Source organism: Arachnia propionica (genome assembly GCF_003932785.1).
GTDB classification, from domain to species: Bacteria; Actinomycetota; Actinomycetes; order Propionibacteriales; family Propionibacteriaceae; genus Arachnia; species Arachnia propionica_B.
Genome location: NZ_RQYT01000023.1, coordinates 33,263 through 44,798, shown reverse-complemented (window position 1 = coordinate 44,798; position 11,536 = coordinate 33,263). Strand labels below are relative to the sequence as shown.

Genomic DNA, 11,536 nt, shown 5'->3' with positions numbered 1-11,536 from the left:
GATCTTGCCTTCCACACGGGCAAGCTTCGCGCTCAAACTAGCTGAGGCACCGACCCCACCCACGCGCTCAAACTAGCTGAGGCACGTCGACGATTTGCGCTGCGAACCGACAAGGCTGTAGAGTTCCTTCTCGTGCTCGGGAGAGCGCAAAGGGGTATGGGGTAATTGGCAGCCCGACTGATTCTGGTTCAGTTAGTCTTGGTTCGAGTCCAGGTACCCCTGCGGAGAGGCCTTCATCCGAGGCCGAACCACCACGCTTGGCCCCGTTGTGTAGCGGCCTAGCACGCCGCCCTCTCAAGGCGGTAGCGCGGGTTCGAATCCCGTCGGGGCTACCAAGCAGATCGCCCGGTTCATCAGAACCGGGCGATTTCTCTGTCGTCGGGCGCCTTGTGGTCGGCGGCGGTTCAGCCGTTGCGGCGCAGCACCTCACTCAGGCGCTCGCCGGCCGCCATCACGGCCGGGGCGTGGAGTCGACCCGGTTGGCGGGTGAGGCGCTCGATGGGGCCGGAGACGCTGACCGCGGCGATGATGCGACCGGTGGGGGACAGGACGGGGGCCGACACGGAGGCCACCCCGGGCTCACGTTCCCCGACCGACTGGGCCCAGCCTCGTCGCCTCACCTGCTGGAGCCCGGCGATGGTGAAGGCGGCGCCCTCCAGGAGACGGGGCAGTCGATCCGGTTCCTCCCAGGCCAGCAGGACCTGGGCCGCGGAGCCGGCCGTCATGGACAGCTGCGCACCCAGTGGCACGGTGTCCCGCAGGCCGGACGGCCGTTCGACGGCCGCCGCGCAGATCCTGATGTCGCCCTGGCGGCGGAACAACTGTGCGGACTCGCCCGTGATGTCCCGCAGGCGGGTCAGAATGGGTCCCGCCGTGGTGAGCAGGGGATCCTCCGCGGCGGAGCCCGCAAGCTCCACCAGACGGCTGCCGAGGACGAACCTGCCCTGCAGGTCGCGCCCCACGAAACGATGGTGCTCCAAGGCCACCGCCAGACGATGGGCGGTGGGGCGAGCCAGCCCCGTCGCGGTCACGAGACCGGCCAGGGTCAGAGGGCTCGTCTCCAGGGCCGACAGCACTGCGGCTGCCTTGTCGAGTACGCCGACGCCACTTCCTTCGTCCATATCGCGAGACTATCGTTTCAAATGTTGGACACGCAAGATGGGGTGTCGCCAAACGTGAGAGCTTGGGCGAACCGACGAAGAAGGATGGACAACCATGGGGAAAACCCTCGCGGAGAAGGTGTGGGACGCGCACGTGGTGCGCGCGGTGGAAGGTGAGCCCGACCTGCTCTACATCGATCTGCATCTCGTGCACGAGGTCACCAGCCCGCAGGCCTTCGAGGGGCTGCGCATGAACGGCAGGCAGGTGCGCCGCCCTGACCTCACCCTCGCCACCGAGGACCACAACACCCCCACGCTCAACATCCTCGCGCCCATCGCCGACCCCGTCTCCCGTACCCAGGTCGAGACCCTGCGTCGCAACGCCGCCGAGTTCGGCATCCGCATCCACTCCCTCGGCGACCGTGACCAGGGGGTCGTGCACATCATCGGGCCGCAGCTCGGTGTCACCCAGCCCGGCATGACCATCGTGTGCGGGGATTCCCACACCTCCACCCACGGCGCCTTCGGTGCCCTTGCCTTCGGGATCGGTACCTCGGAGGTCGAGCACGTGCTGGCCACTCAGACGCTGCCCCAGAAGAAGCCCAGGATGATGGCCGTCAACATCAACGGTGACCTTCCCGAGGGGGTGACCGCCAAGGACGTGGTGCTGGCCCTCATCGCCAAGGTTGGCACCGGTGGCGGTCAGGGCTTCATCGTCGAGTACCGGGGCAGCACCATTGAGCAGCTCTCCATGGAGGGCCGGATGACGATCTGCAACATGTCGATCGAATGGGGGGCCAAGGCGGGCATGATCGCCCCCGACGAGACGACGTTCGCCTACCTCAAGGGGCGGCCTCACGCCCCCGAGGGGGAGGAATGGGAACAGGCCTGCGCCTACTGGCGCACCCTGCACTCCGACGAGGACGCCCACTTCGACGTGGAGGTCGACATCGACGCCACCGAGCTCACCCCGTTCGTCACCTGGGGTACCAACCCCGGTCACGGGGTGCCGCTGGGGGGCGTGGTCCCGGCCCCCGAGGACTTCGAGTCCGAGGTGGAGCAGGCCACGGCGCGTCGGGCACTGGACTACATGGGGTTGGAGCCCGGCACCCCCATGCGGGACATCTCCGTCGACACGGTCTTCCTCGGATCCTGCACCAACGGCCGCATCGAGGATCTCCGGCTCGCCGCCTCCGTCGTCGAGGGACGCCGGATCGCCGACGGGGTCCGCATGCTCGTGGTGCCCGGGTCCGCGCGGGTGCGACTCCAGGCCGAGATCGAGGGGCTCGATCGGATCTTCCTTGACTTCGGGGCCGAATGGCGCGCCGCCGGGTGTTCCATGTGTCTCGGCATGAACCCCGACCAGCTGTCGCCCGGGGAGCGCTCCGCCTCCACGTCGAACCGCAACTTCGAGGGCCGTCAGGGCAAGGGCGGGCGCACTCACCTCGTCAGCCCCGCCGTCGCCGCCGCCACCGCCGTGACCGGGCGCCTGTCCGCCCCCGCCGACCTGATTGGAGCCTGAGCCATGGAGGCCTTCACCACCCACACCGGTATTGCTGTTCCGCTGCCCCGCAGCAACGTGGACACCGATCAGATCATCCCCGCCGTCTACCTCAAACGGATCACCCGGACGGGCTTCGAGGACGGTCTGTTCGCCGCATGGCGCAAGGACCCTGCGTTCGTCCTCAACCAGGAGCCTTTCGACAAGGGGACCATCCTCGTTCCCGGGCCGGACTTCGGCACCGGTTCGTCGCGGGAGCATGCCGTGTGGGCACTCCAGAACTACGGGTTCCGAGTCGTCATCGGGACCCGCTTCGGAGACATCTTCCGTTCCAACTCCGGCAAGGCCGGACTGCTCGTCGCCGTCATCGGGGAGGAGGATCGGGATCGGCTGTGGCAGGCGATCGAGGCCGATCCGACGGTCCCGACCACCGTCGACCTGCCGTCGCAGACCATCACCCGAGGTGATCTCAGCATCGGTTTCGAGATCGACGAGTACACCAGACACCGCCTGCTCAACGGTCTCGACGACATCTCCATGACGCTGCAGCACGCAGACGCCATCGCCGCCTACGAGGCCCGTCGTCCCGGTTTCAAACCCCGCACGCTGCCGGCACGCACCGCGGATTGATGGGTGCACCCGTCGATTCGCTCCACGGGGCGCGGTGCGGGAGGATGTCCGGGTGACTCCTGACGCCCAACAGCCGTGGCAGCTTCCCCTCAAGGTGGCGAACCGGGAACCAGCGCCCGGGGCCTACCGGTTCCTGGCGCGTCTCGTCCACGCCGTCATGGGGGCGTTGGTGCGACGCACGTGGCGCGGCCGGGAGAACATCCCGGCGGGGGGATGCCTCATCGTGCCCAACCACATCTCGAACTTCGACGTCCTCGTGGTGGGGGAGTACCTCATCTGGAACGGGCGCTGGCCGCGGTTCCTGGGCAAGGCGGAGATCTGGCGGGTTCCCCTCGTCGGCTGGTTCGCCCGCCAGTGTCGACAGATCCCGGTGCTCCGCAACACCGCCAAGGCGAAGGACTCGTTGGTCCATGCCCGTGCCGCGCTGCGTCAGGGGGACTGCGTGGCGATCTACCCCGAGGGCACGATCACCGCTGACCCCGACGGCTGGCCCATGGTGGGGCGCCTCGGAGCGGCGAGACTCGCCCTGGCGACGGGGGTGCCGGTGATCCCCGTCGGGCAGACCGGTGCCGACGCCATCCTCGGTGGCAAGACCCTGCAACCCTGGAAGCTGTTCTCAGTGCGTCGCCGCCCCGTCAGCGTCCTGGCCGGTGCACCCGTTGACCTCAGCGACCTTCCTGTCTCCGACGAACCCACCCGCGAGGACCTCGAGGAGGCGACCGCACGGATCATGGACGCCGTCGTCGCCCTCGTCGCGGAGCTCCGTGGGGAGCCCGCCCCCGTCGACCGTTGGGACATGAGGGTGGGGGCCCGGGTCCCCGCCCGTCGCCCGTGACTACCATGATCTGCAGCCCACCCCAGGAGGTCCCGTGACCAGCAAGACCAGCATCGCACTCGTGTTCGGAGGACAGTCCCCCGAGCACGGCATCTCCTGCCTCACGGCGGCGAGCGTGCTGAGGGCCGTCGACCGGAACCGGTTCGACGTCGTCGGGATCGGGATCGCGCCATCGGGACGCTGGACCCAGGTCCCCCTCGAGACCATCGCCGGCTACGACATCGTCGACGGCCTCGCCCCGCAGGTCGCGGAACCCGAGCACGACGCCGCCTGGCTGGTCGGCGCGAACGGCTGCGAGGTCGCCACCCGGGTCGGTGACGACCTCACCGACCTGAGCGCCGTGGATGTGGCCTTTGCCCTCCTGCACGGCCCGTTCGGCGAGGACGGGACCATCCAGGGGCTGTTCGAGATGATGGGGATCCGCTACGTCGGCTCCGGCGTGATGGCCTCCGCCGTCGGCATGGACAAGGAGTTCATGAAACTCGCCTTCCGGGCCGCCGGGCTGCCCGTCGGTCCCTTCGTCGCGGCATCGGCGCGGAGGCTTCGGTACGAGCGCGACGAGGTGCTGGCGGAGGTGGCGCGCCTCGAGTACCCCATCTTCGTCAAGCCGGCCCGCGGCGGCTCCTCCATCGGCATCTCCCGCGTGACGGCGCCGGAGCAGCTCGAGGCCGCCATCGCCGAGGCCCAGCGCTACGACCCGAAGGTCGTCTTCGAGCAGGGCTTCGTGGGCGCGAGGGAACTGGAGGTCGCCGTGCTCGGGGATCCCGGGACCTCCGAGGGATGCCGGGCCTCCGTGATCGGCGAGATCCGTGTCAACGCCGATGACGGCTTCTACGACTACGAGGCGAAGTACTTCGACGAGAACGGGGCCGCGCTCGACGCCCCGGCCGACACCACCCCGGAGCTGGCCGCCGAGTTGCAGTCCCTGGCGCGTCGCGCCTTCAACGCCATCGACGCGGAGGGCCTCGTGAGGGCCGACTTCTTCGTCACCGAGGACGGGGCCTGGATCAACGAGGTGAACACCATGCCGGGATTCACGGAGATCTCCATGTACCCGACCCTGTGGCAGGAGAGCGGCATGACCTACGAGGAACTCGTCAGCCGTCTCATCGAGCTGGCGCTGGCGCGTCCCGTGGGTCTGCGCTGATGGCCGGCGAGTTCGAGCTGATCGCCAGGATCACCGCGGACCTCGACGCCGGCCCCGACGTCCTCCTGGGCCCGGGCGACGACGCGGCGGTGCTGCGTCCGGACGGGGACATCGTCGTGACCACCGACGTGCTCATCGAGAACGTCCATTTCAAACGCAGCTGGTCCAACGCGCGCCAGATCGGTCGGAAGGCCGTCGCCGTCAACGTCTCCGACGTCGAATCGATGGGGGCGTCCCCCGGCAGCATCGTCGTGGGTCTCGCCGTTCCCCGTGAGCTCGACCAGACATGGGTCGAGGAGTTCCAGCAGGGGGTGGTCGAGGAGTGCGGCCGGGCCGGGGTGAGCCTCGTCGGCGGGGATCTGTCCTCCTCCGCCCACATCGCCATCGCCGTCACCGCCCTCGGGAACCTCCAGGGGCGTTCCCCCGTGACCCGTGGCGGCGCGCGGGTGGGCGACCAAGTGGCGGTCCGCGGTCGACTCGGCTGGGCCTCCGGCGGGCTGCTGGTCCTCCAGCGCGGATTCGGCTCCCCCAAGGAACTCGTCGCGGAGCAGCAGTGCCCGAGCGTGCCCTACGGGGCGGGTCGGGTGGCGGCCGCTGTGGGCGCCACCGCCATGATCGACGTCTCGGACGGGCTCCTGCAGGATCTCGGCCACATCGCCGAGCGCAGCGGGGTCGGGATCGACGTCGATCCGTCCCTCCTCGAGGTGCCGGACGGCCTCGCGAGACTCGCCGCGGCCACCGGCAAGAACCCCATGATCTTCATGCTCGCCGGCGGCGAGGACCATGCCCTGGCCGCGACATTCCCGCCCGATGCCGACCTTCCCGACGGCTGGGTCCGGGTCGGAGCGGTCGTGGCCGGGGATGCCGTCACCGTCGCAGGGGAACCGTGGGAGACCAGCGCCGGGTGGGATCACTTCGGCGCGCTCCCTGGGGGATGACGCCCTCCTCGGCTAGGTTGGCAACATGGCGACACGCGGCTCTTCCCCATCGCGCAGGTCCACCCGACGCCCCTCCACCCAGGGAACCGGCAAGTCGGGTGGTTCGACCACGCCCAAGCAGAGCAGGGCGGCAGCCCCGCCCCGGCCCAAGGGGCCCAACCCGTTCCTGCGTGGTCTCGTCGCCGTGTGGCGGGGGATCGCGCACGGACTCGGTGCCGTTGCCCGCAGCTTCGGAGGGGTTGACCCGGACGTCGACCCTGCTCTGCGGCGCGACGGTGTGGGCCTGTTCATGCTGGTGCTCGCGATCATCCTGGCCGCCCGGGCCTGGTTCATGCTCCCCGGCCCCGTCGGCTCGGCGATCGAGGTGGCGACGACGACGGTGTTCGGCCTCGCCGCCACCTTCGTCCCCGCCGTGCTGCTCTACGGGACGTGGCGGGTGCTGCGTCACCCCCGCGAGGTGGACGCCGCCCCCCGCACGGGGCTCGGCTGGTTCCTCATCACGATGGGCGGGCTCGGGATCATCAACGTCGTGCGTGGACTGCCCCGCCCGGATCAGATGCTGGAACTCCGACGGGCCGGGGGCATCCTCGGCTTCCTCTCCAGCAGTCTCTTCGCCGATCTGCTGACCGTCTGGGCGGCCGTGCCGATCCTCGTCCTCGTGACCCTGACCGGCGTCCTGCTCACGATCGGGCGCCCCCTGCGGGAGGTCGTCGCCTCGGTCCGGGAGGGCTTGTCCGCCCTCGTCGAACAGGGGGAGGACGAGCCGCCCCGCAAGCTCAAGCTGGGGGTCGACAAGCCCTACGACACCCCCCTCATCCTTGACGACGAACCGCAGCCGTTGGACTCGATCGACGACTGGGAACTCGACGAGGAACCGACCCCGCCCCCCGTGAGGAAACCGGAGCCCCGGAAGGCCCCGGCCACGGAGAAGGCGGACCTCCCGCCCCCGGAGCACACCCCCATGCTGGGCCGGGCGGAACAGCTTCAGCTCAGTGGCGAGGTCATGTACCAGCTCCCCGATGAGTCGTTGCTCGTCCCCGGCACCAAGCCCAAGGCCCGCACCGAGTCCTCCGACCGGGTCGTCCGACAGCTCGCCGCGACCCTGGAGGAGTTCGAGATCGACGCGCGCGTCACGGGCTACACGCGCGGACCGACGGTCACCCGGTACGAGGTGGAGCTCGGCAATGCCATCAAGGTCTCGAAGGTGACGGGGCTCGCCGACAACATCGCCTACGCCGTGGGGAGCAACGAGATCCGCATCCTCACCCCCATCCCCGGCAAGTCGGCCATCGGCATCGAGATCCCCAATCTCGACAAGGAGGTCGTCAGCCTCGGCGACGTGTTGCGCTCCCCGAAGGCGCTGAGCGACCACCATCCGCTCACGGTCGGGCTCGGGAAGGACGTCGAGGGCGGGTTCGTGCTGGCCAACATGGCGAAGATGCCCCACCTCCTGGTGGCCGGTGCGACCGGCTCCGGCAAGTCGAGCTTCATCAACTCCCTCATCACCTCCATCATGATGCGGGCCACCCCCGATGAGGTGCGCCTGCTGCTCGTTGACCCGAAGCGGGTGGAGTTGAACCAGTACGAGGGCATCCCGCACCTCGTGACCCCCATCATCACGAACCCCAAGAAGGCGGCGGAGGCCCTCGCCTGGGTGGTGCGGGAGATGGACATGCGCTACGACGACCTGGCGAACTTCGGCTTCAGGCACGTCGACGACTTCAACAAGGCCGTGCGGGCCGGGCAGGTGAAGGTACCCGAGGGCTCCGAACGGGTCCTCGCGCCCTACCCCTACCTGCTCGTGGTGGTCGACGAGCTGGCCGACCTCATGATGGTGGCGCCACGTGACGTGGAGGAGTCGGTGGTGCGCATCACCCAGCTCGCCCGGGCCGCGGGGATCCATCTCGTGCTGGCGACCCAGCGACCGTCGACGGATGTCGTGACGGGGCTCATCAAGGCCAACGTGCCGTCCCGGCTGGCCTTCGCCACCTCGTCCATGACGGATTCCCGGGTCATCCTCGACCAACCCGGCGCGGAGAAACTCGTCGGCAAGGGCGACGGTCTGTTCCTGCCCATGGGGGCCGGCAAACCGATCCGGGTCCAGGGCGCCTGGGTCAACGAGTCGGAGATCCGCGAGGTGGTGGCCCACATCTCCGGTCAGCTCCAGCCCACCTACCGGGAGGACGTCACCGCGGGAGCGGCGGAGAAGAAGGTCGTCGACGACATCGGCGACGACCTGGAGCTGGTCATCGACGCGGCCCGCCTCGTCGTGGAGCTGCAACTCGGTTCCACGTCGATGCTGCAACGCAAGCTGCGGGTCGGCTTCGCCAAGGCCGGACGACTCATGGACATCCTCGAATCCCGTGGGGTGGTGGGTCCCTCCGAGGGTTCCAAGGCCCGCGAGGTGCTCATCAAGCCCGACGACCTCGATGAGCTGTTGGCCTCCCTCGCCGCCGGGTGAGCGATACTGGGGACGATGATGAACAAGGTCCACATCCTGACGTTGGGGTGCGCCCGCAACGACGTCGACTCGGAGGAACTCGCGGGACGCCTGGAGGCCGGAGGATTCCAGCTGGTCGACGACCCCGCCGACGCCCAGACCGTCGTGGTCAACACCTGTGGTTTCGTGGAGCAGGCGAAGAAGGACTCGATCGACACCCTCCTCGCCGCAGCCGACCTCAAGGATTCCGCCAACGTGGAGGCCGTCGTCGCCGTCGGCTGCATGGCCGAGCGTTACGGTGTCGAACTGGCACGCGAGCTTCCCGAGGCGGACGCCGTGCTCGGGTTCGACGACTACACCTCCATCGCGGACCGACTGCGGCACATCCTGGCCGGTGGGACCCACGAGTCGCACGTGCCGAGGGATCGTCGGACGCTGCTGCCGCTGGCCCCCGCCGCGCGTCCCGCCGCGGCGCCGACGGTGAGCACCCCCGGCCACGCCCCGCTCCCGGAGGGCATGGCCCCAGCGACTGGTCCGAGGGTGCAGCGGCGTCGGATCAGCGGCGGCCCCGCCGCCTCCCTCAAGATCGCCTCGGGCTGCGACCGGCGCTGCGCCTTCTGCGCCATCCCCGCGTTCCGGGGGTCCTATCTGTCCCGTCCCGTCGACGAGATCGTGACGGAGGCGCGCTGGCTGGCGTCGGAGGGGGTCAAGGAGATCCTTCTCGTCTCCGAGAACACGTCCAGCTACGGCAAGGACCTGCCCGATGCGAGCCTGGAACGATTGCTTCCCGAACTCGCCGACGTGGAGGGGCTGGAGTGGATCCGGGTGTCCTATCTCCAACCGGCCGAGATCCGACCGTCGTTGTTGGAGGCCATGTTCGCCACCCCCAAGGTGCTGCCGTACTTCGACCTCTCGTTCCAGCACGCCAGCCCGGCCGTGCTGAGACGGATGCGCAGGTTCGGCGACCCGGACAGCTTCCTCTCGCTCATCGGCAGGATCCGTGCGGAGGCGCCGGAGGCGGGGATCCGCAGCAACGTCATCGCCGGGTTCCCGGGGGAGACCGAGGCCGATGTCGAGGTGCTGCGGCAGTTCATCATCGACGCGGGTCTGGATGTCCTCGGCGTCTTCGGCTATTCCGACGAGGAGGGGACCGAGGGGGCCCACCTCGACGGTCACCTCGACCCGGATGAGATCGAGGCGCGTCGTGAGGCGCTCGCGGACATCGCGACCCAGGTGTGTGAGGCCCGTGCAGCCGACCGGGTGGGTGAACAGGCGACGGTGCTGATCGAGGAGATCGGGGAGAGGGCCGTCGGGCGTGCCGAGCATCAGGGGCCGGAGACCGACGGCACCGTCGAGGTGACCGACGCGGCGGAGCTCAGGCTCGGGGATCTCGTGGCGGTGGAGTTCGTGGACTCCGAGGGAATCGATCTCACAGGGAGGATCCGATGACGGGGAAACCCAGCAACTGGAACGTGCCGAATGCCCTGACGGTGCTGCGCATCATCATGGTGCCCGTCTTCCTCGTGGTGCTGTTCCGCCACCCTCACGACGAGGGATGGCGGCTGGCGGCGACGATCGTGTTCGCGGCGGCGATCCTGACGGATCTGCTGGACGGTTGGATCGCCCGTCGGTGGAATCTCATCACTGATTTCGGAAAGCTCTGGGATCCGTTCGCGGACAAGGCGCTCACGGGAGCGGCATTCATCTCACTCAGCATTCTGGGGGAACTGCCGTGGTTCTTCACCGTGCTGATCCTCGTGCGGGAATGGGGCATCACCTGGCTGCGGGCCGCCATGGCGAAGCACGCCGTCATGCCCGCCAAGGGGGGCGGGAAGCTGAAGACGGTGCTCCAGTCCGTCGCCCTGATCCTGTTCCTGCTCTCGCTTTCCGTCCTGCCCCCGTGGCTTCAGCTGGTGGCCTGGGCCCTCATGTGGGCGGCGCTCATCCTCACCCTCGTCACCGGGGTGGACTACGTCCGGGAGGCGATCCGGCTGCGTCGCGCCTCCGCCACCCCACGTCGGGCTCGGTAGGTCCACGACGAAAACGGCCGGTGGGGTCGGTCAGTGTGTCCGGGACTCGGTCGGGGCGGGGACGATGACCACCTCGACGCCGGCCTCCCGGATGCGGGCCAGCTCATCGGCCGGCGCGTTCGAGTCGGTGACGAGGACATCGATCTCGTTGAGATCCGCCATCTTGGCCAACGTGACGTGGCCGATCTTCGTGGCGTCAGCGACCGCGATCACCCGTTGGGCGCGTTCGATCATGGTGTGATTGGTGCGGGCCTCGATGTCGTCGTGCGTTGTCAGGCCGCCGGTGGAACTCACTCCGTCGGCCCCGACGAGGGCGGTGCCCACGTTGACGAGCCGAAGAGTGGCCTCGGCCAACGACCCGACGAGCTCGAGGGAGTTGGAACGCAGCACACCACCGGCGATGAGAACCCTGCTCTGTCCCTGCTCCGCCGCCTCCAGGCCGATGCTGAGGGAGTTGGTGATGATGGTCAGGTCGGTGCGATGCTGAAGCGCACGGAGCACCTCCGCAGCCGTGGTTCCGCCGCTCAGCCCGATGGCGTGCTTGCCCTCAGGGACCAGCTGGGCCGCGGCGGACGCGATCCGCGACTTGGCCGCCTGGTTGCGGCCGTCGCGCAACCTCACGGGCAGTTCCTTGCTGCCCTGGACCGGACGCGCCCCGCCGTGGGTCCGATCCAGCAGCCCCTGGGCCGCCAGCACGGCGACATCGCGGCGGATGGTGGCCTCGGAGGTTCCCAATTGGGTGGCAAGTTGTGAAAGCGCCATCTGGCCGTTCTCCTGCAACAGGGCCAGCATTGCCAGCATTCGGTCCGAGCGCTTGTGGGAATGTGTTCCTGTTGAGTTCATCTCGTCCCCTTGTGCGGATGTTGAGCGATTGTTGCACGGTATTGCTCGACATTGTAGGTGGCTGATCACTTC

10 protein-coding genes and 2 tRNA genes are annotated in these 11,536 nt (G+C 68.8%); 10 read left to right on the top strand and 2 right to left on the bottom strand.

Annotated elements, in window-relative coordinates; genetic code table 11:
• Window positions 1–150: 150 nt before the first annotated feature.
• Together EII35_RS09975 and EII35_RS09970 are read left to right on the top strand one after the other, a co-directional pair.
• Window positions 151–222: transfer RNA gene (locus tag EII35_RS09975), tRNA-Gln, on the top strand.
• A 37-nt stretch (window positions 223–259) separates the two neighbouring features.
• Window positions 260–335, top strand: a tRNA-Glu gene (locus tag EII35_RS09970).
• A 69-nt stretch (window positions 336–404) separates the two neighbouring features.
• On the opposite strand, the gene EII35_RS09965 is transcribed toward EII35_RS09970, so the two are convergent.
• Window positions 405–1,121, bottom strand: a complete 717-nt coding sequence (locus tag EII35_RS09965; protein ID WP_125228318.1) for an IclR family transcriptional regulator — start codon at window positions 1,119–1,121, stop codon at window positions 405–407.
• Window positions 1,122–1,215: 94 nt separating this feature from the next.
• Between EII35_RS09965 and leuC the strand changes: the two genes are divergently transcribed.
• The 8 genes from leuC to pgsA all read left to right on the top strand — a co-directional run bounded on the left by leuC (window position 1,216) and on the right by pgsA (window position 10,621).
• The gene (gene leuC / locus EII35_RS09960) at window positions 1,216–2,622 is read left to right on the top strand and encodes a 3-isopropylmalate dehydratase large subunit (RefSeq protein ID WP_125228317.1); all 1,407 of its coding nucleotides are present in this window, start codon (window positions 1,216–1,218) and stop codon (window positions 2,620–2,622) included.
• 3 nt (window positions 2,623–2,625) lie between these two features.
• Window positions 2,626–3,231: a 3-isopropylmalate dehydratase small subunit gene (gene leuD, locus EII35_RS09955; protein WP_125228316.1), complete on the top strand. Its 606-nt coding sequence runs from the start codon at window positions 2,626–2,628 to the stop codon at window positions 3,229–3,231.
• 157 nt (window positions 3,232–3,388) lie between these two features.
• Window positions 3,389–4,066: a lysophospholipid acyltransferase family protein gene (locus tag EII35_RS09950; RefSeq protein WP_125228324.1), complete on the top strand. Its 678-nt coding sequence runs from the start codon at window positions 3,389–3,391 to the stop codon at window positions 4,064–4,066.
• Window positions 4,067–4,100: 34 nt separating this feature from the next.
• Window positions 4,101–5,213, top strand: a complete 1,113-nt coding sequence (locus EII35_RS09945) for a D-alanine--D-alanine ligase family protein (protein ID WP_125228315.1) — start codon at window positions 4,101–4,103, stop codon at window positions 5,211–5,213.
• Window positions 5,213–6,151 carry a thiamine-phosphate kinase gene (locus EII35_RS09940; protein WP_125228314.1) on the top strand — a complete coding sequence of 313 codons (939 nt, stop codon included), beginning with the start codon at window positions 5,213–5,215 and terminating at the stop codon, window positions 6,149–6,151. Before EII35_RS09945 ends, EII35_RS09940 begins: the two co-directional genes overlap by 1 nt.
• Before the next feature lie 25 nt (window positions 6,152–6,176).
• Window positions 6,177–8,612: an FtsK/SpoIIIE family DNA translocase gene (locus EII35_RS09935; protein WP_125228313.1), complete on the top strand. Its 2,436-nt coding sequence runs from the start codon at window positions 6,177–6,179 to the stop codon at window positions 8,610–8,612.
• Between the two features lie 15 nt (window positions 8,613–8,627).
• Window positions 8,628–10,040 (top strand): 30S ribosomal protein S12 methylthiotransferase RimO, encoded by a 1,413-nt coding sequence (rimO, locus tag EII35_RS09930; RefSeq protein ID WP_185744265.1) that lies wholly within the window; start codon window positions 8,628–8,630, stop codon window positions 10,038–10,040.
• Entirely contained in the window at window positions 10,037–10,621 is a 585-nt protein-coding gene (pgsA, locus tag EII35_RS09925; RefSeq protein WP_125228312.1) for a CDP-diacylglycerol--glycerol-3-phosphate 3-phosphatidyltransferase, read from the top strand. Before rimO ends, pgsA begins: the two co-directional genes overlap by 4 nt.
• 30 nt (window positions 10,622–10,651) lie before the next feature.
• Here the strand turns inward: pgsA and EII35_RS09920 are convergent, their stop codons facing one another.
• Window positions 10,652–11,422, bottom strand: coding sequence for a DeoR/GlpR family DNA-binding transcription regulator (locus EII35_RS09920; RefSeq protein WP_125228322.1), 771 nt, complete (start codon window positions 11,420–11,422; stop codon window positions 10,652–10,654).
• Between the last annotated feature and the right edge of the window lie 114 nt (window positions 11,423–11,536).

Coding starts and splice junctions, on each gene's coding strand:
- leuC (WP_125228317.1), top strand. CDS start 1,216: ATGGGGAAAACCCTCGCGGAGAAGGTGTGGGACGCGCACGTGGTGCGC.
- leuD (WP_125228316.1), top strand. CDS start 2,626: ATGGAGGCCTTCACCACCCACACCGGTATTGCTGTTCCGCTGCCCCGC.
- EII35_RS09920 (WP_125228322.1), bottom strand. CDS start 11,422: ATGCTGGCAATGCTGGCCCTGTTGCAGGAGAACGGCCAGATGGCGCTT.
- EII35_RS09940 (WP_125228314.1), top strand. CDS start 5,213: ATGGCCGGCGAGTTCGAGCTGATCGCCAGGATCACCGCGGACCTCGAC.
- EII35_RS09935 (WP_125228313.1), top strand. CDS start 6,177: ATGGCGACACGCGGCTCTTCCCCATCGCGCAGGTCCACCCGACGCCCC.
- rimO (WP_185744265.1), top strand. CDS start 8,628: ATGATGAACAAGGTCCACATCCTGACGTTGGGGTGCGCCCGCAACGAC.
- EII35_RS09950 (WP_125228324.1), top strand. CDS start 3,389: ATGGGGGCGTTGGTGCGACGCACGTGGCGCGGCCGGGAGAACATCCCG.
- pgsA (WP_125228312.1), top strand. CDS start 10,037: ATGACGGGGAAACCCAGCAACTGGAACGTGCCGAATGCCCTGACGGTG.
- EII35_RS09965 (WP_125228318.1), bottom strand. CDS start 1,121: ATGGACGAAGGAAGTGGCGTCGGCGTACTCGACAAGGCAGCCGCAGTG.